Source organism: Actinokineospora sp. PR83, assembly GCF_021056305.1.
In the GTDB taxonomy this organism is placed as follows: Bacteria; Actinomycetota; Actinomycetes; order Mycobacteriales; family Pseudonocardiaceae; genus Actinokineospora; species Actinokineospora spheciospongiae.
Genome location: NZ_JAJCXD010000052.1, coordinates 18,789 through 42,453, shown reverse-complemented (window position 1 = coordinate 42,453; position 23,665 = coordinate 18,789). Strand labels below are relative to the sequence as shown.

The window sequence follows — 23,665 nt, the reverse complement described above, 5'->3', positions numbered from 1 at the left end:
CCGACGCGCTGGCGCGGGTGCTGCGGGCGGAGGGCATCGGCGAGCCGCACGTGGTGCTGGCGCCGTCGGCGTACTGGCGGCCCGCCGCCGAGGAGCGGGAACTGGACGCGCGAGCGCGGGCGGCGCTGGCCGCCGAGGGCGTCGTGGACCGCCGGGGGCGGCTCGACGTGGAGGTGGCGGCGTCGCTGGCGGTGCTGTGCCGGGCGACGACCGAGTACTTCGGGTGGCTGACGTCCGGCCCGCGGTCGCACGGCGTGCTGGTCGCCGCGACCGGCCGGGAGGCGGTGCTGGCGGTCCGCGAGGGCGACACCGTGGTGTTGCGGCGGGCGCGCGCGTCCCGCCTGGCCGAGACGGTGGCCGAGCAGACGCCCGACACCCGGCCTGCGCAGGCCGAACGGGCGGTGCTGCACCGCGCCGTCCTCGCCGCGGCGACCGCCCCGGCGGACGGGGCGAGCCTGCTGCACCCGCCCCCGGTGAGCCCGGCCCTCCGCCTGGCCAGGCGGGTGGCGGCCCTGCCCGCCACCGGCGGCGGCCAGCTCCACGCGGCCCACCGCGACGGCGTGGGCAGGCGGGCGGTGAGCGCGTCGCCGGTCGGCTACCTCGACACCGAGCACGGCCGGTTCGTCAACGCCCCGCTCCCCGGCCCCGAGGAGCGCACGGTCCTCGCCCCCGGTGACCGCGGCACCCTGGCCCACCACTTGCACTCCGTCTACACGCGACTGTCCACAACAGTCAGACGGTAGAACGCGGCTGCGCATCGACCGGTCGGACCCCGCCCGGCGAAGTGCGAACCACGCGCCCTCGAAGGAGGGGCAACCCGACCGGTCAACGACACCGGACTGTCCACTTCGGCCAGACGAGTTCCACCGACCGGGTCCGGGAGCCCGACCTATGGGCGCAGGACCGACAGGTTGTTCATCGCCGAGCCCAGGTCGGGCACGATGCGCACCTGCATCCCCTCCGGCAGTTCGCCCGGGTCCGGGGGCACCAACGCCTTGGTGAAGCCCAGCCGCATCGCCTCGGTGAGGCGGGCGCGGACGCCGCTCACCCGGCGGACCTCCCCCGCCAGGCCGACCTCGCCCAGCACGACCAGGTCCGGGGGCAGGGCCACGTCCCGCGCCGCGGTGGCCACCGCCAGGGCTATGGCCAGGTCGGCGGCGGGTTCGGGGATCTTCATGCCGCCCACCGTGGCGGTGAACACGTCCGCGTCGCCCAGTTTGACGCCGCCGCGGCGTTCCAGGACGGCCAGGACCATCGCCACCCGTGCCGAGTCCAGGCCGCTCACCGCTCGGCGGGGGGTGCCCAGGGGGGACTTGGCCACCAGGGCCTGCACCTCGCCGAGCAGGGGGCGCTTGCCCTCGACCGCCACCGTCACCGCCGTGCCCGCGACGCCCGCCTCGCGCTTGTTGAGGAACAGGCCGGAGGGGTCCGGGACGCCCACGATGCCGCCCTCGACCAGTTCGAAGCAGCCGACCTCGTCGGCGGGGCCGAAGCGGTTCTTCACCCCGCGCAGCATCCGCAGGGACGAGTGGCGGTCGCCCTCGAAGTGCAGGACGACGTCGACCAGGTGTTCCAGGACGCGGGGGCCCGCGATGGAGCCCTCCTTGGTGACGTGGCCGACCAGGACCACCGGGAGGGCGCGCTCCTTGGCCAGGGCCACCAGGGCCGCGGTCACCGCGCGGATCTGGGTGACGCCGCCGGGGGTGCCCTCGGCGGCCGGGGAGGACATGGTCTGCACCGAGTCGACGACCAGCATCCCCGGTTTGACGGCGTCGACGTGGCCCAGGACGGCGGACAGGTCGCTCTCGGCGGCCAGGAACATGGCGCCGTGCACGTTGCCGGTGCGCTCGGCGCGCAGCCGCACCTGCCCGGCCGACTCCTCGCCCGTCACGTACAGCGTGGGGCCGTACTCGCCGTCGCGGGCGGCCCAGCGGTAGGCGACCTCCAGCAGCAGGGTGGACTTGCCGACGCCCGGTTCACCCGCCAGCAGCACCACCGCGCCGGGCACGAGACCGCCGCCGAGGACGCGGTCGAGTTCGGAGACGCCGGTGCGCCGGGCCCGGGCCGCCTCCACGTCGACCTCGTCGATCGGGCGGGCCGGGGTGCTCGGCGCCCCCGCGGCGATCCGGGCCAGGCCGGGGCGGGGGGCGCCGACCTCCTCCAGCGTCCCCCAGGCCTGGCACTCCGGGCAGCGGCCGAACCACTTGGCGACGCCGTGCCCGCACTCGGCACAGCGGTAGTTCGGCTTCGGGGTCTTGGTCGTGGCCACGGGGACAAAACTACGGGCGGGCACCGACAGTCGGCGCCCGCCCGTCCACGACCGGTGGGTCAGTGCTCCTCGGCGTGGTGCTCCTCGCGCGGCTCGCTGCTGGCCGCGATGGGCAGTTCGACGGTCACCGGGCCCGCGTTGGCGAAGACGAAGGTGACCGGCACGTTCTTGCCGGGGAACAGCCTGGTGTTGACGCCCTCGAGCACGATCTCCAGCGTGCCCAGCTTCTCGTTCGGGGCCTTGGCCGAGGTGGTCGGCGCGACCGAGCCGGGCGCCGTCGTGCTGCCGGGCGCCGAGGAGGGGGCGCCGGAGGGGGTGGGAGCGACCGAGGAGGACTTGCCGACCTCGACGTCCTCGCCGGGGGTGCCGACCTCGATGGCGAAGCCGCCGGGCAGGTCCTTGCTGCCGGTGACGGTGGCCGAGGCGGCGACCGGGCTGGTGACCTCGGTCAGCACGTCGTCGGCGGAGCCGGTGTTGACGATGGTGAGCACCAGCGGGGCCTCGGAGCCCTCGGGGTACGAGCCGCCCTCCGGGTAGGCGAGCACCGCGTTGCGCAGGGCGATGGCGCCCTGGGTGCGCTCAGCGCCGTTGACCGCGGGGAGCTGCGAGTCGGTCTGGGTGATCTGACCCGCCGAGCACCCGGTCACCCCGAGGACCGCGGCCAGGCCGAGGCCGGCCAGGGCCGGGGCCAGGCGCCGCCCACCGGTCAGGTTCTGCTGTCCACGACTCACGAAGGGCTCCTGCGTCCGCTGCCGACATTGCCGGGCGAAGCCTAGCCCGCGCAATGGATCGGAGCCGCGTGTGGTCCGCCATAGTGGCCCGCCGGGGCCGCCGCCACACCGTCCACAGTGGATCAAGCAGCCCCGATCGGGTGATGGCTGAGTACGCGACAGGGGCGTTTGTCAACCCCGAACATCTCCCCCATTTGGCCCTTGACCTGCGAAGACGGATCACAGGTCCATCACCGGCACCGCCCGACCCGTGTTAAGATGGAGTCAGCGAAAGGGGCAGAGGACACATGGTTTTCAAGGTCGGAGAGACCGTCGTCTACCCGCACCACGGTGCCGCACTCATCGAAGCGATCGAGACCCGGGTGATCAAGGGCGAGGAGAAGAAGTACCTCGTCCTCAAGGTCGCCCAGGGTGACCTCACGGTTCGCGTCCCCGCAGACAACGCCGAGATCGTGGGCGTGCGGGATGTCGTGGGTCAAGAGGGCCTCAACCGCGTCTTCGATGTCCTGCGCGCGCCGCACACCGAGGAGCCGACCAACTGGTCGCGTCGGTACAAGGCCAACCTGGAGAAGCTCGCCTCCGGCGATGTGAACAAGGTGGCCGAAGTGGTGCGAGACCTCTGGCGGCGAGAGAAGGACCGGGGCCTGTCCGCGGGTGAGAAGCGGATGCTGGCCAAGGCGCGCCAGATACTGGTCAGCGAGTTGGCGCTGGCCGAGGGGACCGACGAGGACAAGGCGGAAGTCCTGCTGGACGAGGTCCTGTCCACCGCGGCCGTCTGATCCCTGGCGAAAGACCCGGCAAGTCCCGACCGGGCCACCGCGCGACCCGGCCCGATTGAGACGCAGATGACACCCCGCAGGATGACGTCCCGGTGAGCACGGTTGTGCTGGTGCCTGCCGCGGGCCGAGGTGAACGCCTCGGCCACGGCATGCCGAAGGCGCTCGTCCCGGTGCGCGGTGTCGCACTGCTCGTCCATGCCGTGCGCGGCCTGCTCAACGCGGGCCGCGTGCGGCATGTCGTCGTCGCGGCCCCGCCCGCCGAGGTGGACGGCACCGCGGCGCTGCTGCGCGAGCACGGCCTGCGCGCGGAGGTCGTGCCCGGTGGCGCCGACCGCACCGAGTCCGTCCGGCTGGCGCTGCGGCACGCGCTGGCCGTGCACCCGGACGTGCGGGTCGTGCTGGTGCACGACGCCGCCCGCGCTTTCACCCCGCCCGCCGTCGTCGACGCCGTCGTCGCGGCCGTGGAGGCGGGTGCCCCCGCGGTGATCCCGGTGCTGCCGATGGCCGATACGGTCAAGCGCGTGGACATCGACGAGGTCGTCCAGGACACCCCCGACCGGGCCGCGCTGCGGGTGGTGCAGACCCCGCAGGGATTCACCGTCGACACGCTGAGCAGGGCATATGCCGCCGCGGGCGACTCGGCGACCGACGACGCGGGCCTGGTCGAGAAGCTCGGCGTGCCGGTGCTGGCGATCCCCGGCCACCCGCATGCGATGAAGATCACCACCCCGTTCGACCTCGCCATCGCCGAGGCCGTCCTCGCCGGGGAGCAGTCGCGGTGAGGGTCGGCATCGGCACCGATGTTCACCCGATCGAGCCCGGCCGCGCGTGCTGGATCGCGGGGCTGCTCTGGGAGGGCGTCGACGGCTGCGCGGGCCACTCCGACGGCGACGTCGCCGCGCACGCCCTGTGCGACGCGCTGCTGTCGGCCGCGGGCCTGGGCGACCTCGGCGCCGTCTTCGGCACCGGCGACCCGCGCTGGGCGGGCGCGCACGGCGCGGTCCTGCTGGCCGAGGTGCGCAGGCTCGTCGAGGCCGGGGGGTACCGGGTGGGCAACGCCGCGGTGCAGGTCATCGGCAACGCGCCCAAGATCGGCAAGCGCCGCGCGGAGGCCCAGGAGGCGCTGTCGGCGGCGGTCGGCGGGCCCGTGTCGGTGTCCGGCACCACCACCGACGGCCTGGGCCTGACCGGCCGCGGCGAGGGCATCGCCGCGGTGGCGACCGCGCTGCTCGTCCCGGCGGGCTGAACACCGCGCGGCCCGGCTCGCGCCGTCGTAGGTTCGAGCCATGGCAGCGCTGAGCGAGACCGCACGCAAGATCTTCGACGACCACAACCACGTCGTCCTGGCCACGATCAACCCCGACGGCAGCCCGCAGACCTCGGTGCTGTGGGCCAAGCGCGACGGCGACGACATCCTGCTCTCGACGGTGCGCGGCAGGAAGAAGGCCCGCAACCTCGAACGCGACCCGAGGGTCAGCCTGACCGCCTACGACCGGGAGAACCCGTACAGCTACGTGGAGCTCCGCGGGTCGGTGTCGATCACCGAGGAGGGCGGCCGGGAGCTGATCGAGGAGCTGTCGCAGGCCTACGCGGGCGAGTCCTACCCCGAGGAGCCGGAGGGCACCGTGCGCGTTGTGGTGCGCCTCACACCGGACCGGATTACAGGCAACGCCGCCTGACCCTCTAGCGTGGACGCCGTGGGCATCCGCGGCGTCCTGCTGGACTTCTCGGGCACCCTGTTCCGTCTGGAGCCGGGTGCCCGGCCCGACGACGACTTCTCCAGCCTCGACGGCAGCCCGCTGACCCCCGAACGGGTGGTCGAGCTGTTCGCGCTGATGACCATCCCGACCGGCGTGCCCGAGCACCTGCCCGCCGAGCTGCACGACACCTGGCACCGCCGCGACCTCGACCCGCAGGCGCACCGCACGGGCTACGAGGCATCCTTGGGCGCCCCGGCGCTGGCCCTGGCCCCGGACGTGCCGAGCAGGCTCTACGACCGGATGCTCGACCCGGAGTCCTGGCGGCCTTACCCGGACACCGGCGCCGTCCTGCGGCTGCTGCGCGAGCGGGGCATCCGGGTGGCCGTGCTGAGCAACATCGCCTGGGACCTGCGCCCGACCTTCGCCGCGCACGGCCTGCTCGACCTGGTCGACGAGTTCGTCCTCTCCTTCGCCGAGGGCGTGGTCAAGCCGGACCCGAAGATCTTCCGCCTGGCCTGCGAGCGCCTGGGGGTCGACCCGGCGGACGCGCTGATGGTCGGCGACAGCGCCGAAGCCGACGGCGCGGCCACCCGGATCGGCTGTCGATTCGAGCGGGTGGAGCCGCAGGCGACCGCGAACCGCCCCGACGCGCTGCTGCGCGCGGTGGGCGCCCACGGCATCGCGGGGTAAGTCAAGCCAAACCGGGCACGACCGCGTGTCGCGTTGCCCGTACCATTCTTCCCAAGAATCTCGTGCTCCCACCAGGAGATAACCGTGTCCCTGCACATCTTCGACAGCGCCAGCCGTTCGCTGCGCGAGTTCGCGCCGCGCGAGCACGGGATCGTCTCCATCTACGTCTGCGGCGCCACCGTGCAGGGCATCCCGCACATCGGGCACGTGCGCAGCAGCCTGAACTTCGACGTGCTGCGCCGCTGGCTGGCCCACCGGGGCGACGACGTGCGGCTGGTCCGCAACGTGACCGACATCGACGACAAGATCCTGACCAAGGCCGCCGAGGCGGGCAGGCCGTGGTGGGAGTGGGCGGCGACGCACGAGCGCGCCTTCGACGACGCCTACGACGTGCTCGGCTGCCTGCCGCCGTCGATCGCGCCGCGCGCCACCGGCCACATCACCCAGATGGTCGAGCTGATGGAGCGGCTGATCGCCGCGGGCCACGCGTACGCCGCCGACGGCGACGTGTACTTCTCGGTCGGCTCCTACCCGGCCTACGGCGAGCTGTCCCGGCAGAAGCCGGACGAGGTGCAGCAGGGCGAGGGCCCGGCCCTGGCGGGCAAGCGCGACCCGCGCGACTTCACGCTGTGGAAGTCCGCCAAGCCCGGTGAGCCGTCTTGGCCCACCCCGTGGGGCGCGGGCCGCCCCGGCTGGCACCTGGAGTGCTCGGCGATGGCGCGCACCTACCTGGGCGCCGAGTTCGACATCCACGGCGGCGGCCAGGACCTGGTGTTCCCGCACCACGAGAACGAGCAGGCGCAGTCGCGGGCGGCCGGTGACGGGTTCGCCCGGTACTGGATGCACAACGCCTGGGTGACCATCAGCGGCGAGAAGATGGCCAAGTCGCTGGGCAACACGGTGTCGATCCCGGAGATGCTCAAGCGGGTGCGGGCCCAGGAGCTGCGCTACTACCTGGTGGGCCCGCACTACCGCTCGAACATCGAGTACTCGGAGGCGGCGCTGGAGGAGTCGGTGCGCGCCTACCAGCGGGTCGAGTCGTTCCTGCGCAAGGTCGTGCAGCGCACCGGCGTGGTGCCCGAGGGCGACCCGGGCCCGGAGTTCGCCGCCGCCATGGACGACGACCTGGCCACCCCGGCCGCGCTGGCCGCGGTGCACAGCGCGGTCCGCACCGGCAACACCGCCCTCGACGGCGGCGACGACGCGGCGGCGCGGGCCGCGGCGGCGGCGGTGCGCGGGATGACCGGGGTGCTGGGCCTGGACCCGTTGTCGGCCAAGTGGTCCGATACCTCCACAGTGGACAACGGGCTGCGCGAGGCGGTCGGCGCCCTGGCCGACGGCCTCCTCGCCGAGCGGCAGCAGGCCAGGGCGAACCGCGACTTCGCGGCCGCCGACGCGATCAGGGACCGCCTGCAGAGCGCGGGCATCACCGTCGAGGACACCCCCGACGGTCCATTGTGGACATTGAAGGACAGCTGACGTGGCAGGGAACTCCAGGCGCCAGGGCGCGATGCGCAATCCGGGCACCAAGAAGGGCGCGGTCGTCGGCTCCGGCGGCCAGCGGCGCAAGGGGCTGGAGGGCAAGGGCCCGACGCCGAAGGCCGAGGAGCGCCCCGGGCACAAGAACTACCGCAAGCCCACCACCAAGCGCGTCGCGGGCAGCAAGGACAAGCCCACCAGCGAGCTGATCGCGGGCCGCAACCCGGTGGTGGAGTGCCTGCGCGCCCAGATCCCGGCCACGGCCCTCTACGTCGCCATCGGCGTCGAACCCGACGACCGGGTGGCCGAGTCCATCCGGCTGGCGGCCGACCGGGGCATCTCGGTCCTGGAGGTCTCCCGCCCGGAGCTGGACCGGCTGACCGCGGGCGCCATGCACCAGGGCCTGAGCCTGCAGGTGCCGCCGTTCGAGTACGCCCACCCCGACGACCTGCTGGAAGCCGCCGCGGCCACCGCGGAGCCCCCGCTGCTGGTCGCCCTGGACGGCGTCACCGACCCCCGCAACCTGGGCGCGGTCATCCGCTCGGCGGCGGCGTTCGGCGCCAACGGTGTGCTGCTGCCGCAGCGCCGCAGCGCGGGCATCACCGCCGTCGCCTGGCGCACCAGCGCGGGCACGGCTGCGAAGATCCCGGTCGCGGTGGCCACCAACCTGACCAGGGAACTGCGGGCCCTGGCCGCCAAGGGCCTGATGATCGTCGGCCTCGACGCCGACGGGACGATGGAGCTGGACAACCTGGACCTGGCCACCGGGCCCCTGGTGGTCGTGGTCGGCTCCGAGGGCCGGGGCCTGTCGCGGCTGGTCCGCGAGGCCTGCGACGCCACCATCAGCATCCCCATGTCGGCCGGGGTGGAGTCGCTCAACGCCTCGGTCGCCGCGGGCGTCGTGCTGGCGGAGGTGGCTCGGCGCCGCCGGGTGGCGGGTCGCATCTGACCGCGCCCCGGTGACCGCGGGTGAGCGGTCCCCCACGGGCCGCTCCCGCGGCGGAGCGAGCGGCGTGACCAGGCAGCCGACCCGTTAGGGTCTGGGAGCCGTTGGCACGCCGAGGGGGCAGAGGATGTCGTTCGCCAGTCCGTTGTTCCTCTGGTACTTCACCCCGGTCGTCCTCCTGGCGGTCCTGCTCTGCCCCCGCTCCTGGCGCAACGGGATCATCGCCGTCGCCAGCCTGCTGTTCTACTCGGCGGGGGCGGGGTCCACCACGCTCCTGCTGCTCACCTGCATGGTGGTCAACTACCTGGTGGGCCCCTGGCTGGAGCCCGACGAGTGGGACACCGACCGCGCGCGCAGGCGCAACGTCCTCGTCGGCGTCATCGGCTTCGACGTGCTGGTGCTGGTGGTCTGGAAGTACGCGGGCTTCGCCACCGAGCAGCTCGCGGGCTTCGCGGAGATCTTCGGCGGCGACTTCCCGGTGGTCCACCTGGCACTGCCGATCGGCATCTCCTTCTACACGTTCCACCACATCTCCTACGTGGTCGACGTGTACCACGGCGAGCGCCCGGCCAGCCGCGACCCGGTGTCGTTCATCGCCTACATCGCCATGTTCCCGCAGCTCGTGGCGGGTCCGATCGTGCGCTACCGGGAGATCGCCGACCAACTCCCGCAGCAGCGCACGCACCGCCTCGACGACATCTCCTCCGGCTTCCCGCGCTTCGCCCTCGGCCTGTGCAAGAAGGTGATCGTCGCCGACTCGCTGAGCCCGCTGGTCGAGCAGTGCTTCGCCACCCCGCCGGACCGGATGACCTTCGCCGTGGCCTGGCTGGGGGCCATCGCGTACACGCTGCAGCTCTACTTCGACTTCTCCGGCTACTCGGACATGGCGATCGGGCTGGGCCGGATGCTGGGCTTCCGGCTGCCGGAGAACTTCGCCCGCCCGTACTCGTCGGTCACCATCACCGAGTTCTGGCGCCGCTGGCACATGTCGCTGTCGCGCTGGTTCCGCGACTACGTCTACATCCCGCTCGGCGGCAACCGCGGCGGCGCCGCCCGCACCTACCGCAACCTGGGCATCGTGTTCGTGCTGACCGGCTTCTGGCACGGCGCGAACTGGACGTTCCTGGTCTGGGGCGTCTTCCACGGCGCGCTGCTGGTGGTCGAGCGCGGGTTCGGGCTGGAGCGGGCGCCGACCCGGCGGTGGCCGCGGCTGGGCAGGCGGGTGCTGACGATGCTGCTGGTCGTCGTCGGCTGGGTGTTCTTCCGGGCCGCCGACCTGGGACAGGCGCTGGTGGTGGTCGGGCACATGCTGCTGCCGGACTTCACCGGCCTGACCGACCAGGTGGACGTGGCGCTGGGCAACCAGGTGCTGGTGACGCTGCTGCTGGCGCTGGTGATCTTCGCGCTGCCCGCCGGACCGGTCACCGGGCCGCTGTTGGAGTCCTCGCGCGGCCGGTTGGCGCAGGCGCTGCGGGTCGCGGTCATGGTGCCGGGGCTGCTGTGGGCGGCGATTCTTGTCGCATCCGGCACGTTCAGCCCGTTCCTGTACTACCAGTTTTAGCACACCAATTGTGATCTGGATCACTGTTCATAAACTGCCCGGTACCGGTGGTTATGTTTTCCTGAGCAGTCAATTCCGGTGAATCGGCGCCCTGATCAGGCGGCCGGTGACGGCGCGGACAGAGGCGTCCGCGCGAAGGGAGAGATCCACCATGCGCATGCTTTCCACCTCGCGCGCCACCGCTGGGCTGATCGCCGCCGGGCTGATCAGCCTGGTCGGCGCGGTACCCGCCCTCGCCGCCCCGTCGGTCACCGCCCAGGCCGACCTCAACGGCGACGGCACCACCGACGCCATCACCCTCACCACCCAGACCGACGGCACCGAGCAGGTGCTCAGCGCCACCGTCGGCGGCCAGACCCGCACGCTGGTCCTGCCGCTGTCCTCGACCGACGGCACCCAGCCGATCCGCGTCGTCGACATCAACAAGGACCGCAAGGCCGAACTCCTGGTCACCGAGAGCACCGGCGACGGCACCACGACGTTCAACATCGTCGACCTCGGACCCGGCGGCTTCCGCGTCGCCACCACCCCGGACGGGCAGGCCCTGCGCTTCTTCGAGGGCGGCGGCCCCGGCGCCCGTTCCGGCTACACCTGCAAGGAGTTCTTCGGCATCCGCGAGTTCACCATCCTGTTCGCCGTGGCGACCAGCTCGGACCCGAACCCGGACTTCATCGGCACCCTCGCCTCCTACCGGTTCGCAGGCGGCGTGGCCACCCCCAGCTCGCAGATCCCGATCTTCGGCGTCAAGGGCGACAACCCGCAGCTCGTGGTGAACCCGAGCGCCTGCAACGCCTGACCCCGGCACCCCGACCGGCCCGCCCCCGAGCGGGGGCGGGCCGGTCCTCTGTGTCCACTTCCGCCGCACCGGCGCCGCGGCGTGCGAAACTGACCCGGCGGCGAGGGGGGTGATCGGGTGGACTGGCGGGCCGTCGCCGACGACATCGGCGAGCACTGGCACGTCTACCTGACGATGCCGCTCATCGCGGCGGTCATCGGGTACGTCACCAAGCGCGCGGCGATCGAGATGATGTACAAGCCGCTGGAGTTCGTCGGGATCGGCAGGCTGGGGTGGCAGGGGGTGATCCCGGCCAACGCCGAGCGGATGGCCTCGGTCGCCATGGACCTGATGACGACGAACCTGATCGACCCGAAGGAGGTCTTCTCCCGGCTCGACCCCAAGGCCGTGGTGGCCGAGCTGCGCGAACCCATCGAGCGGGTGGTCGAGGAGATCACCACCGAGCTGGTCAGCGAGTACCAGCCGAACCTGTGGGAGCGGCTGCCGAACCGGGCCAGGGCGCTGCTGCTGGCCAGGGTCCGCGCCGAGGCGCCGCGCATGGTCGAGCGGGTGATGCGCGAGCTGGCGGCCGACATCGACCAGGTGCTCGACGTCAAGGACATGGCGGTGCGCAACCTGGTCCGCGACAAGGCCGTGCTGAACCGCCTCATCCGCGACACCGCCACCCCGGAGATGCGGTTCATCGCCCGGTCCGGCATCTGGTTCGGCCTGGTGATCGGGCTGGTGCAGGTCGCGGTGTGGGCGCTGACCAAGAGCGCGTGGGTGATGCCGGTCTTCGGCGGCCTCACCGGCTGGCTGACCGACTGGCTCGCCCTGAAGATGATCTTCTTCCCCCGGCAGCCCACGCGCTTCCTGGGCCTGGTGACCTGGCAGGGCATGTTCCAGCGGCGCAAGTCCGAGGTGGCCGAGGACTACGGCGACCTCATCGCCAAGGAGGTCCTGACCGTCCACAACGTGCTGGAGGCCGTGCTCACCGGCCCCAAGTCCGACCGGCTGTTCGAACTGATCCACCGCGAGGTCCGCCGTTCCATCGACGCCCAGGCGGGCACGGTCAAACCGCTGGTCGTCGCCGCCGTCGGCTCCCGCCGCTACCAGGAGATGAAGCGCGCCGCGGCGCACAAGGCGGTGGCCCGCATCCCCGACACCGTCCGCCACGTCGAGGACTACGCCACCGGCGCCCTGAACATCCGCGACACCATCGTCGCCCAGATCCGGGCGCTGACGCCGATCCAGTACGAGGGCCTGCTGCGGCCCGCGTTCCGCCAGGACGAGTGGAAGCTCATCGCGGTCGGCGCCGTCATCGGGTTCCTGGTGGGTGAACTGCAGGTCCTGCTGGTGCTGCACTAACCTGGAAGCCCGCAGGCAAAGGGGTCCGCTTGAACATCGACGCGTTCCTCAGCGGCTTCGCGGCCAACTGGCCGGTCTACGCGTCGATGCCGTTCATCGCGGCGGTCATCGGGTACGTGACCAAGCGGGTGGCCATCGAGATGATGTTCCGGCCGCTGCGCTTCATCGGCATCGCCGAGCCCTACCTGGGCTGGCAGGGCGTGGTCCCGCGCAACTCGGCCAGGATGATCCGGGTCTCCGCCGACCTCATCACCGGCAAGCTGGTCGACCCCGCCGAGATCGTCGCCCGCCTCGACCCCGACGCCATCGCCCGCCAGATCCAGACCCCCCTGCTGCTCACCGTCGACCGGATCGCCCGCGAGGTGCTGGAGGAACACCACCCCCAGCTCTGGGAGATGCTCCCGGTCCTCGCCCAGGACCTGGTGGTCAAGCAGGTCCAAGCGGGCACCCCCGACCTGGTCCGCCGGGTCGTGGACGAGGTCCGCCGCAACATCGGCGAGGTCCTCGACGTCCAGCAGGTCGCCGTCACCGCCCTGGAGCGCGACAAGGAACTCCTGGTCCGCCTGGTCCGCGACATCTCCCGCCCGGAGATGTCGTTCATCGCCCGCTGCGGCATCTACTTCGGCTTCATCCTGGGCGTCGTGCAGACCGTCGTCTGGGCGCTGACCCAGCAGCCGTGGGTCCTCCCGGTCTTCGGCGCCGCCATCGGCTGGTTCACCGACTGGCTGGCCATCAAGCTGGTCTTCTTCCCCCGTTCCCCCGTCCTCGGCTTCCAGGGCGTCTTCCAGCGCAGGCGGGTGGAGGTGGCCCGCCAGTACGGCGACCTGATCGCCCGCGAGGTGATGACGGTCCCGAACCTGGTCGAGGGCGTGCTGAACGGTCCCCGGTCGGAGAAGCTGCTGACCTCGATCCAGAAGCTGGTGACCGACTCCGTGGAGGCGCAGGCCCGGCTGGCCCGGCCGTTCGTGTCGGTGGCGGTCGGCTCCCGCCGGTTCGAGGAGATCAAGGTCGCCGCCGCCCAGAAGGCCATGACCCACCTGAGCGCCACCGCCCTCGCCGCCGAGCCGTACGCCCGCGAGGCCCTGGACATCGGCAACACCATCGCCGCCAAGATGAACCAGCTCAGCCGCGTCGAGTACGAGGGCCTGCTGCGCCCGGCCTTCCGGCAGGACGAGTGGAAGCTGATCGCCGTGGGCGCCGTCATCGGCGCCCTGGTCGGCGAACTCCAGGTCCTGCTGCTCCTGGGCTGAGCTACGCCAGGGCGGTGCGGCGGGCTCGGCCGAAGAGCCAGCAGACCAGGTAGATCAGGAACGAGATCGCCGTGACGAAGGCGCTCACCGGTGCCCCGGGGGCCAGCGACAGCACGATCCCGCCCACCGCCGACACCTCAGCGAACACCACCGCCAGCACCGTCGCCCGCAGTGGACTGGCCGTCACCCGAGCCGCCGCGGCGGCGGGGGTGACCATCAACGCCAGCACCAGCAACGACCCGACCGTGCGGACCCCCAGCGCCGTGGCCACGCCCACCAGCACGGCGAACACCACCGCCAGCAGCGTCGTCGGGACGCCCCGGGCGCGGGCCACGTCAGGGTCGACGCTGGCGAACAGCAGCGGCCGGTAGACCACGGCCAGCACGGCCAGCACCACCACCGCGGCCCCGGTCAACAGCGCCATGCTGGCGAAGTCCTGCCCGACGATCTGCCCGGTGAGCAGGCCGAACTTGTTCGCCGCGCGCCCCTTGTAGAGCCACAGCATCAGCACGCCCAGGCCGAGCCCGAACGCCAGGACGACACCGATGACCGAGTCGTACTCGGAGCTGCGGCGGGTCAGCAGGCCCAGGACCAGTGCGGCGACGATCGCGCCCGCGAGCGCGCCGTTGCCGACGTCCCAGCCCAGCAGCAGGGCCGCGGCCCCGCCGGTGAGGGCCAGCTCGGAGGTGCCGTGCACGGAGAAGGCCATGTTGCGGCTGACGATCAGCGGGCCGAGGACCCCGGCGAGCAGGCCGAGGACGGCCGCGACGAGCAGGGCGCTGAGCACGAAGTCGAGGGAGAGCAGCTCCCAGGTGAGCCGGAAGTCGAAGATGTTCTCCACCGTCAGTGCTCCGCCATGTGGAAGTCCTCGCACACCGCGCCGTGCCCGCCGACGATGTGGACCTGGCCGCGGACGCGGAGGACGTCGACCTCGGTGCGGTAGAGCTCGGAGAGGGTTTCCGAGGTCATGACCTCGTCCGGGGGGCCGATGCGGAAGCGGCCGTCCACCAGGTACAAGACCCGGTCGACCAGGGGGAGGACCGGGTTGATCTCGTGGGTGACGAACAGGACGGCCGTGTCGGCGGTGCGGCGGCGGGTGTCGATCAGCTCGCTGACCGCGCGCTGGTGGGCCAGGTCGAGGGAGAGCAGCGGTTCGTCGCACAGCAGTACCGCCGGGTCTCCCACCAGGGCCTGGGCGACCCGGAGGCGCTGCTGCTCACCCCCGGAGAGCATCCCCACCGGGCGGTTGGCGAAGGTCTCCGCGCCGACCTCGGCCAGTGCGGTGTCGACGCGGCGGCGGCGTTCGCGGATGCCGGTGAGGCCCAGGCCCCAGTGGTGCCCGTCCCAGCCGAGGCCGACCAGGTCGCGGCCGCGCAGGGCCAGCGCCGGGTCGAGGGCGCGCTGCTGCGGGATGTAGCCGATCCGGCGGTTCGCCCGCCCCGGGGCCGCCCCGGCGACGGTCACCGTGCCCGAGCTGAGCGCGCGCAGGCCCAGCAGCACGCGCATCAGGCTGGTCTTGCCGGACCCGTTCGGGCCGAGCACGGCGATGAACTCGCCGGGGGCGACGTCGAGGTCCAGCCCGTCCCAGAGCACCCGGTCGCCGTAGGCGAGCCGGGCTCCGGACAGGGTGACCGCCGGGGTGGTGCTCATGATCCGGACACGGCTCCCGCGAGTGAGTCGACCTGCTTGGTCATCCACTCAAGGTATCCGGTGGCGTCGGCGGGGAGCGTCTCGGTCACCGCGACGACCGGGACGGCGACCGCGGCGGCCTTGTCCTTGAGCTGCTTGGTGACCGGGGTCTCGGTCTGTGCGTTGTAGACGACCGCGGCGACCTGCTTGCCGGTGACCAGGGCGTCGATGTCGGCGACGGCGGCGGCGGGCGGGTCGGTCTCCTCCTCGATGGCCTCGGCGAAGGCGGGCGGGGTGGCGTCGGCGAGCCCGGCGGCGGCGAACAGGTAGGCGGCGACCGGTTCGGTGGCGACGACCTTCGCGCCCGGCTTGGCCTTGCCGATGGCGGCGGCGGAGGTGGTGAGCTTGTCCAGGCCCTCGCCGAAGGACTTGGCGTTGGCGGCGAAGCGGTCCTTCTTGTCCGGTGCGATCTCGCCGAGCTGGGTGGCGAGGGTGTCGGCGACCTTGCGGACGGTCCCGAAGTCGTACCAGACGTGCTCGTTGACCTCCTCGCCGTCGGCCGGGTCCGCGTCGAGCAGGTCGAAGGCGACGATCTTGCGGGCGTCGGCGGCGCCCTGGGACAGGCCCGCGATGAAGTCGTCGTAGCCGCCGCCGTTGGACAGCACGACCTTCGCGCCGGTGAACTTGGTGGCGTCGGCGGGCTTGGCCTCGTACCCGTGCGGGTCCGCCGCCGGGTCGCTGAGGATCGCGTTCACGGTGACGCCGTCGCCGCCGACCGCCTGCGCGACGCTGGCCCAGACGTTGGTGGAGGCGACGACCACGACCTTGCCGTCGGCTGCCGCGCCGCTCCCGGGCGCCGGGGTGTCCTGTGAGCCACCACACGCCGTGACCGAGGCGAGGGTGACCGCTGTGAAGCCCACCGCGACGGCGAGTGGTCTGCGGGAACGGGGTGTCATGAGGCTCTCCCAGGGCAAGCGCGATCCATGATCACGGTAATGGTAATCGTTGTCGGTTTCAGACTACGTCAGCTCGCGCAGCGCCACTCATCCGACCGGGTGACGCCAACCGCGCGACCGGGCGGTAACCGGGCTTCTACTAGTGGTTCTGAACCGTTACGGTCAGTCCATGGCGCGGTCAATGCACGTTCGACGCCCGGCGACCCTCGCGTCCCTCGCGGCGGAACTCGGAGTCTCCCGGACCACGGTTTCCAACGCCTACAACCGACCCGACCAGCTCTCACCGGAGCTGCGCAGGCGCGTACTGGAAACCGCCCGGCGCCTCGGCTACCCCGGCCCGGACCCGGTGGCCCGGTCACTGCGGACCCGCAAAGCGGGCGCGGTGGGGCTGCTGCTGACCGAGAACCTGTCCTACGCCTTCCGCGACCCGGCCGCGCTCGGCTTCCTGGAGGGGTTGGCGCTGGCCTGCGAGGACGCGGGCCAGGGCCTGCACCTGGTGCCGGTCAACCCCGAGCGCGAGGACGTCGCCGCTGTGCACCGCGCGGGCGTCGACGGCTTCGTCGTCTACTCGGTGCCCGACGACGACCCGCACCTGGCCGCCGTGCTGTCGCGGCCGGTGCCGACCGTGGTCGCCGACCAGCCTGTCGTCGACGGCGTGGACCGGGTCGGCATCGACGACCGGGCCGCCATCACCGCCCTCGCCCAGCGGCTGATCGCGCTGGGCCACCGCCGCGTCGGCGTGGTCTGCATGCGGCTGGCCCGCGACCGCAACGACGGCTTCGCCTCGGTCGAGCGCCAGCACGCCGCGCACTTCCACGTCCAGCGGGCCCGGCTCGCCGGGATCGCGGACGCCTTCACCACCGCGGGGGTGGAGTGGTCCAGGGTGCCGGTGGTCGAGCGCTTCGACCACAGCACCGCCAGCGGCGCCTCCGCCGCCGCCCAGCTCCTCGACTCCGACCCGCAGGTCACCGCCCTGGTCTGCACCTCCGACATCCTCGCCCTCGGCGCCCTCACCGAGGCCAAGCGGCGCGGCCTGCGGGTGCCGCAGGACCTCACCATCACCGGTTTCGACGGCATCCCCGACGGGGAGCGCATCGGCCTGACCACGGTGCGCCAGCCGGTCCTGGAGAAGGGCAAGGCCGCGGGCAAGCTGCTGCTCGGCTCCGTCGACCCGACCCGGCCGCGCGAGATCACCCTGGAGACCGAGCTGATCACCGGCGCCACCGCCGCCCCGCCGCGCACCGCAGAGGAGCGCTGGTTCGGGCCCTGAGCGCGGACCCGTCACGGGAGCAGCGCGAGCGGCACCCCGGTGCCCACGAGCGCCCCGAGCCGCGGCACCACCAGGTAGTTCCCCGGCGGGACCGCGGTCCGCGACAGCGGGCAGCCGGGTGCCGAGGTGCGCCCCGCCCAGTTGACCTCGAACACCAGCCGCTCCCCCGGCTGCAGCACCTGCGGCTGCTGCCCGGACACGCGCGCGCAGTCGTTGTTCGACCACACCCGGGTGACGCCGTCCGCGCCGGTCACGACCAGTTCGCGCAGCGCGCGGCCGACGTCGCGGGTGCACGGGACCGCCCCGGCGTTGGTCACCACCAGCCGCAGCGCGGGACGCCGGCCCACCCGGTACGACGGCGCCTCCACCTCCGCGGTCACCGCCACCGCCGCGTCGGGGCACGGCAGGTTCGGGTCCGGCGGTGGCGGGGGCGGGGCGGGACTGGGTGGCGGTTCGGGCGCCGCGGTGGTGGACGACGACGGCGGGGGTGTGAGCGCGGAGGTGGACGGCGGCGCGCTGGTCGGCTGGTCCTCCGCCCCGGTACCGCGCACCTCCCGGCCGTCGGCCCCGCCGTCGAGCAGTGCCGTGATGCTCCAGATGAGCACGACCACGCCGCCTGCCGCCAGCGCCACGGCCAACGCCCGGCGTCGCAGGTAGGTGCCGCGCGGGAGCGGTCCTTTCGGGTCAATCACCTGCGGAACGGTAACGCCGCCGCGCGGCCGAGCGGGGCAAGACGTCGTCCCCCATCGGGCGGTTTTCACAGCGACCGTACGCACCAGGAGTGATATTGGGCAGGACCACCTTGTTCCGCCGGTGAACATCCGGTTCCCTGGACCGGACACAGAGGAATTGACGGAAGGGCCGCCGTGACTGCGATCGACGACCTGCTCCAGCGCCACATCGAGGGGCCCGACCACGGGGCCCCGGAGATCCCCACCCCGGTGCCCAACCTGCACCTGGCGGTGGTGACCTGCATGGACGCCCGGATCAAGGTGTTCGACGTGTTCGGCCTGCGCCACGGCGAGACGCACATCATGCGCAACGCGGGCGGCATCGTGACCGACGACGTCATCCGGTCGCTGTCGATCAGCCAGCGCAAGCTCCAGACCCGCGAGGTCGTGGTGATGCAGCACACCTCGTGCGGCCTGGCCACCTTCACCGACGACGAGTTCCGCGACGAGGTCGCCGCCGACACCGGGATGCGCCCGCCGTGGGCAGTGGAGTCGTTCCGCGACGTCGAGCAGTCCGTGCGGCTGTCGGTCGAGCGGGTGCGGCGCAGCCCGTTCATCCCGCACACCGACAACGTCCGCGGCTTCGTCTACGACGTGCACACCGCGAAGATCACCGAGGTTCAGTAGTACCTACACTCGCCGGGTGGACGCCGCCGACCTCGCCGACCTGACCGACTGGTTCGACCGGACCGCCCGCGACCTCGCCTGGCGCAGGCCGGGCACCACCGGGTGGGGTGTGCTGGTCAGCGAGATCATGCTCCAGCAGACCCCGGTGGCCAGGGTGGAGCCGATCTGGCTGGAGTGGATGGCGCGCTGGCCGGTGCCCTCGGCGCTGGCCGCGGCGAGCCAGGGCGAGGTGCTGCGGGCGTGGGGCAAGCTCGGCTACCCGAGGCGGGCGCTGCGCCTGCACGCCGCGGCGACCGCGATCGCCACCGACCACGGCGACGTGGTCCCCGCCGACGTCGACACCCTGCTCGGCCTGCCCGGCATCGGCGCGTACACCGCCCGCGCGGTGGCGGCGTTCGCCTACGGGCAGCGCTGCCCGGTGGTCGACACCAACGTCCGGCGGGTCGTGGCGCGGGCGGTGCACGGCGCGGGTGACGCCGGTCCGCCGTCGACCACCCGGGACCTGGCCGACGTGGCGAAGCTGCTGCCGCAGGACCCGGCGACCGCGGCGAAGGCGTCGGCGGCGCTGATGGAGCTGGGCGCGGTGGTGTGCGTGGCGCGCGGGCCCCGGTGCGCGGATTGCCCGGTGTTCCACGCCTGCGCCTGGCAGCACAACGGCCGCCCGGCCTACGACGGCCCGGCGAAGGCGGTGCAGCGGTTCGCCGGGACCGACCGGCAGGTGCGCGGCCTGCTGCTGGACGTGCTGCGCGGCAGCGCCGAACCCGCCTCGAAGGCCCGGCTGGACCTGGCGTGGTCCGACGCGGGCCAGCGCGACCGCTGCCTGGACTCGCTGCTGGTCGACGGGTTGGTGGAGCAGACCGCGAACGGCATGTTCGCGCTGCCCGGGGAGCACTGAAACCGACCAACCAATTAGCCCGATGGTTGGCAAACTATTGCCTCAAGAGTGATCCCCTGGCTACGGTCGGCGACACCAGTTCCCGGTCCGGGGCCGTCCGGCTCCTTCGTCGAGGGAGATCGAGATGACTCTGACCAGGCGCGACTTACTGCGGACGAGCATCGCCGTCGGTGCGGCGGGAGCTGCGCTCCCCGTGTTCACCGCCACCGCCACCGCCACCGCTGCCCCGGTGATCGCCTCCTGCCAGACCTGGGGAGCGCGGGAACCGAGGGCGGCCGTGGAGATGCTGGACCGCAGGCCGACCTACATCGTGGTGCACCACACCGCGGGCCCCAACAGCAGCGACCTGTCGCTGGAGCACGCGTACGCCATCTCGCGGTCCATCCAGGACCACCACATGGACAACAACGGCTGGATCGACAGCGGCCAGCAGCTCACCAACAGCCGCGGCGGGCACGTGACCGAGGGCCGCCACCGCAGCCTGGAGGCGCTGCGCGACGGGACCAGGCACCTGATGGGCGCCAACGTCGGCAACCACAACAGCGAGGTCATCGGCATCGAGAACGAGGGCCTCTACACCAGCGTGGACGTGCCCGCGCGGCTGTGGAACTCCCTGGTCAACCTGGTCGCCTACATCGCGGCCCAGTACGACATCGCGCCGTCGGAGATCCGCGGGCACCGCGACTTCAACAGCACCGAGTGCCCCGGCGGCGTCCTCTACCGGCGGCTGCCGGAGCTGCGCACGGCCGTCGGCGGCGTCCTGGGCCGCGCGGTGGCGCACCCGGAGACCTGGCCGCTGCTCAAGCCGGGCGACACCGGCGACAAGGTCAAGGCCGCCCAGCACCTGCTGCGCGACAGGGGTTCCCGCGACCTGCCCGCCGACGGCGTGTTCGGCGCGGCCACCGCCGCCGCGGTGCGCCGCTTCGGCGACGCCGCGGGCCTGCGCTCCGACCCCTGCTACGCGAGCCGGGCGGCCGACGAGAGCGGCTTCCTCGGCGCGGGCGCGTGGCCCGCGCTCATCCGCCCGGTCGAGCTGTCCGAGACCGGCGAGGCCGCCGCCGCGGCCCGCACCCTGGTCCGCGACCGGTCCCTGACCCGCGTCGAGTCCCGCGACTGGCGCACCCTGCTGAACCGGTAGCGGCGCGTCCCGTGGCCGGCCCGGGAATCGCAGGGGCGAGCCGGGCACGGGACCTGGCACACTGCGGCCATGCCCCAGGGAGTGGTCGCCACCTTCGACGCCGACGCCGACCGGTCCGTCCGCGCCCTGTGGTCCCGCCTGGACGCCGCCGGACTGCCCCCCGCGCGCCCGTTCCCGCCGCACCTGACCTTCGCGCTGGCCTCGGACATCCCGGCGAAGACCCGCACCGCCCTGGCCGCGGAGCTGCGCCTGCTGGCCGTGCCGGACATCTGGCTCTCGGCCCTGTCGACGTTCAGCGCCAACGAGAACGCCCTGGTGCTCGCCGCGGTGACCGACGCGGAGCTGCTGGCCGTCCACTCCGCACTGCACGACGTGCTGGCGGGCAAGGTGCGCAACCCCAGCGCCTACTACCTGCCCGGCAACTGGATGCCGCACTGCACCCTGGTGCAGGGCGTCCCCACCTCGGACATGACCACGGCGTTCAACGCGGTGTTCCCCACCGACACCATCCGCGCCAAGGTGGTGAAGGTGTCCATCTTGGACACCAACAACCCGGGCACCGAGGACGTCCTCTTCACCCGCTGAACCCTCAGCGCCCCAACAGCTCCGACAGGAACGCCTCCACCGCACCGCGGTAGAACTCCGGCGCCGATCCGTGCACCAGGTGCCCGGCGCCGGGGGCGACGACGTGGCGCCCACCGCCCGGCGCGCGCAGCGGGATCAGCTCCTGCTGCCCCGCGGGCATCACCGAGTGCTCCGCCTCGATCGCCAGCACCGGGCACGACACCGCGTCCACGTACGCCCAGAAGTCCCGCCGCCCCCACTCCTCGGCGATCCCGAACAGGTCGTCCAGGTCGGCGATGAGCCGGTAGCCGCCGTCCCGCTCCTCCACGCACTCGGCGAAGTAGTCCGCCGCGGGCCCGAAGAACCCCCGGACGTGCGCCAGCGACGGGAACGGCACCGGCCACTCGGCGAACAGCGCCCGCCAGTCGTCCGCGGTCCGCCCGACCAGGTCCACCCCCACGTCCTCGGTCACCACACCCCGCACCAGCGTCGGCGCGGACGCGGCGGCCCCCAGCGCGTGCAGCCCGCCCATCGAGTGGCCGATCAGGACGGCGGGCTCGCCCAACCCGGTCAGCACGTCGACCAGGTCGCCGACGAAGTCCTCGGTGGTCCACACGCCCCGGTGCGGGTTGCGCCCGTGGCTGCGGGCGTCGAAGCCGAGCACCCGGCCGTAGCGGGTCAACCACGCAGCGCACGGCCACCAGGTGGAGGCCCGGCCCATCAGCGCGTGCAGCACCACGATCGGTCGGCCCGTGCCGCCGAACTCCACGATCTCCACCGCACCGAGTGTGCCCGAAGCCACCGCGACCTCACCGGACAGCACCCAGAATGGGCCCATGCCCAAGGTCCCCGCTGTCCGCCTCACCGCCACGCTGCTCGCCGCGGTGGCGTTCACCGGGTGCACCGCCACCCCCGAGCCGCCCGCGCCGCCCGGCACCACCGGTTCCGCACCGCCCGAGGTCGAGGGGGCCGAGGGCGCGGAGGGCATCGGCGACCCGTACTACCCCGACGACGGCAACGGCGGTTACGACGTGACCGACTACGCCGTGGGGATCAGCTACGACCCGGCGGCGCGGCGCCTCGACGGCGACACGACCGTCACCGCGCGGGCGACCGCCGACCTGTCCCGGTTCAACCTGGACCTCACCGGCTTCGACGTCAGCCGGGTCGAGGTCGACGGCGTGGAAGCCGGGACCGAGCGCTCCGGCGAGCACGAGCTGGTGATCACCCCGGCCACCCCGGTGGTCAAGGGCGAGGAGTTCACGACCCGCGTCGTCTACTCCGGCGAACCGCAGGCCGAACCCGACGGCGACCTGGGCACCAACGGCTGGCAGGTCTCCACCTCCGGCGGGGCGTACGCGGCGGGCGAGCCGCACTCCGCGTCGAGCTGGTACCCGGTCAACGACCACCCCCGCGACAAGGCGACCTTCAGCGTCCGGGCCCGCGTGCCCGACGGCTGGAGCGTGGTGTCCAACGGCCGCGAGGAGCCGCCGAAGCCCGAGGGCGGGTGGACGACGTTCACCTGGGTGGAGCCGAACCCGGTCGCGCCGTACGTGACGACCGTGGCCATCGACCGGTGGACCATCGTCCGGTCGACGCTGCCCGGCGGTGTCCCGCTGGTCGACGCGTACGCGCCGGGCACCGAGCGCAAGCGGGCCGAGGAGGAGCGGCTGCCGGAGGTGCTGGCGTTCCTGGCCGACCGGTTCGGGCCGTACCCGCAGAGCGGCGCGGGCGGGATCTTCCTCAACGAGAACATCGGCTTCTCCCTGGAGATCCAGGGCAGGCCGATCTACGCCAAGTGGGCCGACCTCGACACGATCGTGCACGAGCAGGCCCACCAGTGGTACGGCGACAGCGTGTCCGTCGAGAGCTGGGCCGACATCTGCCTCAACGAGTGCTTCGCCTCCTACGCGCAGTGGCTCTGGGACGAGTCGGCGAACCGGGTGGACCTCGACGCCCGGTTCCGCGCCACGGTGTCCAAGACGGCGAGGAACACCCGCTACTGGAACCGCAAGCTCTACGACATGGGGCCGGGCAACGAGTTCACCGCCGTCTACGACAAGGGCCAGCTCGCCATGCACGCCCTGCGCCGCCGGATCGGCGAGGACGCGTTCAGCACCCTGCTCAAGCGGTGGGCGAGCACCCACCGCGACGGGAACGCGAGCTGGCCGCAGTTCGAGGACATGGCCGTGGAGGTCTCCGGGCAGGCCGACCTGCGCCCGTTCCTCACCGCCTGGTTCCGCGACGCGGCGAAGCCGGAGGACCGCTACCTGTTCCCGGGCACTCTCCGGTAATCCCGGTTTGGGA

General features: G+C 72.7%; 25 protein-coding genes. 18 read left to right on the top strand and 7 right to left on the bottom strand.

The window, feature by feature from the left end:
- Positions 1–743: ESX secretion-associated protein EspG (locus L6E12_RS18780; RefSeq protein WP_236229226.1), on the top strand; the 743-nt coding region annotated here is incomplete at its 5' end.
- 146 nt (positions 744–889) lie between these two features.
- Here the strand turns inward: L6E12_RS18780 and radA are convergent.
- A complete protein-coding gene (radA, locus tag L6E12_RS18775; RefSeq protein ID WP_035281905.1) occupies positions 890–2,269 on the bottom strand; it encodes a DNA repair protein RadA in 1,380 nt (459 codons plus the stop codon).
- Between the two features lie 59 nt (positions 2,270–2,328).
- Positions 2,329–3,000: a hypothetical protein gene (locus L6E12_RS18770; protein WP_236229225.1), complete on the bottom strand. Its 672-nt coding sequence runs from the start codon at positions 2,998–3,000 to the stop codon at positions 2,329–2,331.
- A 287-nt stretch (positions 3,001–3,287) separates the two neighbouring features.
- Between L6E12_RS18770 and L6E12_RS18765 the strand changes: the two genes are divergently transcribed.
- From L6E12_RS18765 to L6E12_RS18715, 11 genes are all read left to right on the top strand, one after another.
- On the top strand, positions 3,288–3,779 hold the full coding sequence (locus L6E12_RS18765) for a CarD family transcriptional regulator (RefSeq protein ID WP_035281903.1): 492 nt from the start codon (positions 3,288–3,290) through the stop codon (positions 3,777–3,779).
- A gap of 92 nt (positions 3,780–3,871) precedes the next feature.
- Positions 3,872–4,561, top strand: coding sequence for a 2-C-methyl-D-erythritol 4-phosphate cytidylyltransferase (gene ispD, locus L6E12_RS18760; protein ID WP_236229224.1), 690 nt, complete (start codon positions 3,872–3,874; stop codon positions 4,559–4,561).
- Positions 4,558–5,025, top strand: a complete 468-nt coding sequence (gene ispF, locus L6E12_RS18755) for a 2-C-methyl-D-erythritol 2,4-cyclodiphosphate synthase (RefSeq protein WP_236229223.1) — start codon at positions 4,558–4,560, stop codon at positions 5,023–5,025. The genes ispD and ispF overlap by 4 nt, the downstream gene beginning before the upstream one ends.
- A 40-nt stretch (positions 5,026–5,065) precedes the next feature.
- Positions 5,066–5,458, top strand: coding sequence for a PPOX class F420-dependent oxidoreductase (locus L6E12_RS18750; protein ID WP_236229222.1), 393 nt, complete (start codon positions 5,066–5,068; stop codon positions 5,456–5,458).
- Between the two features lie 18 nt (positions 5,459–5,476).
- The gene (locus tag L6E12_RS18745; protein WP_236229221.1) at positions 5,477–6,169 is read left to right on the top strand and encodes an HAD family hydrolase; all 693 of its coding nucleotides are present in this window, start codon (positions 5,477–5,479) and stop codon (positions 6,167–6,169) included.
- Between the two features lie 84 nt (positions 6,170–6,253).
- Positions 6,254–7,648 (top strand): cysteine--tRNA ligase, encoded by a 1,395-nt coding sequence (gene cysS / locus L6E12_RS18740; protein ID WP_236229220.1) that lies wholly within the window; start codon positions 6,254–6,256, stop codon positions 7,646–7,648.
- Position 7,649: 1 nt separating this feature from the next.
- The gene (rlmB, locus tag L6E12_RS18735) at positions 7,650–8,597 is read left to right on the top strand and encodes a 23S rRNA (guanosine(2251)-2'-O)-methyltransferase RlmB (RefSeq protein WP_236229219.1); all 948 of its coding nucleotides are present in this window, start codon (positions 7,650–7,652) and stop codon (positions 8,595–8,597) included.
- Positions 8,598–8,721: 124 nt separating this feature from the next.
- Entirely contained in the window at positions 8,722–10,155 is a 1,434-nt protein-coding gene (locus L6E12_RS18730) for an MBOAT family protein (protein WP_236229218.1), read from the top strand.
- 151 nt (positions 10,156–10,306) lie between these two features.
- The gene (locus L6E12_RS18725) at positions 10,307–10,951 is read left to right on the top strand and encodes a hypothetical protein (RefSeq protein WP_236229217.1); all 645 of its coding nucleotides are present in this window, start codon (positions 10,307–10,309) and stop codon (positions 10,949–10,951) included.
- A gap of 117 nt (positions 10,952–11,068) precedes the next feature.
- The gene (locus L6E12_RS18720) at positions 11,069–12,298 is read left to right on the top strand and encodes a DUF445 domain-containing protein (RefSeq protein ID WP_236229216.1); all 1,230 of its coding nucleotides are present in this window, start codon (positions 11,069–11,071) and stop codon (positions 12,296–12,298) included.
- Positions 12,299–12,333: 35 nt separating this feature from the next.
- The gene (locus L6E12_RS18715; protein ID WP_236229227.1) at positions 12,334–13,548 is read left to right on the top strand and encodes a DUF445 domain-containing protein; all 1,215 of its coding nucleotides are present in this window, start codon (positions 12,334–12,336) and stop codon (positions 13,546–13,548) included.
- 1 nt (position 13,549) lies between these two features.
- Here the strand turns inward: L6E12_RS18715 and L6E12_RS18710 are convergent, their stop codons facing one another.
- Genes L6E12_RS18710 through L6E12_RS18700 form a run of 3 tightly spaced genes read right to left on the bottom strand, consistent with a single transcriptional unit; the run spans position 13,550 to position 16,133 of the window.
- The gene (locus tag L6E12_RS18710) at positions 13,550–14,389 is read right to left on the bottom strand and encodes a metal ABC transporter permease (protein ID WP_236229215.1); all 840 of its coding nucleotides are present in this window, start codon (positions 14,387–14,389) and stop codon (positions 13,550–13,552) included.
- Positions 14,390–14,391: 2 nt separating this feature from the next.
- Positions 14,392–15,198, bottom strand: a complete 807-nt coding sequence (locus L6E12_RS18705; protein WP_236229214.1) for a metal ABC transporter ATP-binding protein — start codon at positions 15,196–15,198, stop codon at positions 14,392–14,394.
- Positions 15,195–16,133: a metal ABC transporter solute-binding protein, Zn/Mn family gene (locus tag L6E12_RS18700; RefSeq protein WP_236229213.1), complete on the bottom strand. Its 939-nt coding sequence runs from the start codon at positions 16,131–16,133 to the stop codon at positions 15,195–15,197. Before L6E12_RS18700 ends, L6E12_RS18705 begins: the two co-directional genes overlap by 4 nt.
- A 169-nt stretch (positions 16,134–16,302) precedes the next feature.
- Between L6E12_RS18700 and L6E12_RS18695 the strand changes: the two genes are divergently transcribed.
- On the top strand, positions 16,303–17,403 hold the full coding sequence (locus tag L6E12_RS18695) for a LacI family DNA-binding transcriptional regulator (RefSeq protein WP_236229212.1): 1,101 nt from the start codon (positions 16,303–16,305) through the stop codon (positions 17,401–17,403).
- Positions 17,404–17,414: 11 nt separating this feature from the next.
- On the opposite strand, the gene L6E12_RS18690 is transcribed toward L6E12_RS18695, so the two are convergent.
- A complete protein-coding gene (locus tag L6E12_RS18690) occupies positions 17,415–18,095 on the bottom strand; it encodes a hypothetical protein (RefSeq protein WP_236229211.1) in 681 nt (226 codons plus the stop codon).
- A gap of 174 nt (positions 18,096–18,269) precedes the next feature.
- On the opposite strand from L6E12_RS18690, the gene L6E12_RS18685 reads away from it, so the two are divergent.
- The 4 genes from L6E12_RS18685 (at position 18,270) to L6E12_RS18670 (ending at position 21,379) form a co-directional block, all read left to right on the top strand.
- Positions 18,270–18,761: a carbonic anhydrase gene (locus L6E12_RS18685; RefSeq protein WP_236229210.1), complete on the top strand. Its 492-nt coding sequence runs from the start codon at positions 18,270–18,272 to the stop codon at positions 18,759–18,761.
- A 16-nt stretch (positions 18,762–18,777) separates the two neighbouring features.
- Positions 18,778–19,656: an A/G-specific adenine glycosylase gene (locus tag L6E12_RS18680; RefSeq protein ID WP_236229209.1), complete on the top strand. Its 879-nt coding sequence runs from the start codon at positions 18,778–18,780 to the stop codon at positions 19,654–19,656.
- Positions 19,657–19,780: 124 nt separating this feature from the next.
- Positions 19,781–20,794 carry an N-acetylmuramoyl-L-alanine amidase gene (locus tag L6E12_RS18675; RefSeq protein WP_236229208.1) on the top strand — a complete coding sequence of 338 codons (1,014 nt, stop codon included), beginning with the start codon at positions 19,781–19,783 and terminating at the stop codon, positions 20,792–20,794.
- A 69-nt stretch (positions 20,795–20,863) separates the two neighbouring features.
- Positions 20,864–21,379: a 2'-5' RNA ligase family protein gene (locus L6E12_RS18670; protein WP_236229207.1), complete on the top strand. Its 516-nt coding sequence runs from the start codon at positions 20,864–20,866 to the stop codon at positions 21,377–21,379.
- 4 nt (positions 21,380–21,383) lie between these two features.
- Here the strand turns inward: L6E12_RS18670 and L6E12_RS18665 are convergent, their stop codons facing one another.
- Positions 21,384–22,196: an alpha/beta fold hydrolase gene (locus tag L6E12_RS18665; RefSeq protein WP_236229206.1), complete on the bottom strand. Its 813-nt coding sequence runs from the start codon at positions 22,194–22,196 to the stop codon at positions 21,384–21,386.
- On the opposite strand from L6E12_RS18665, the gene L6E12_RS18660 reads away from it, so the two are divergent.
- Positions 22,195–23,652, top strand: coding sequence for a M1 family metallopeptidase (locus tag L6E12_RS18660; protein ID WP_236229205.1), 1,458 nt, complete (start codon positions 22,195–22,197; stop codon positions 23,650–23,652). The genes L6E12_RS18665 and L6E12_RS18660 overlap by 2 nt on opposite strands.
- Positions 23,653–23,665: the final 13 nt, after the last annotated feature.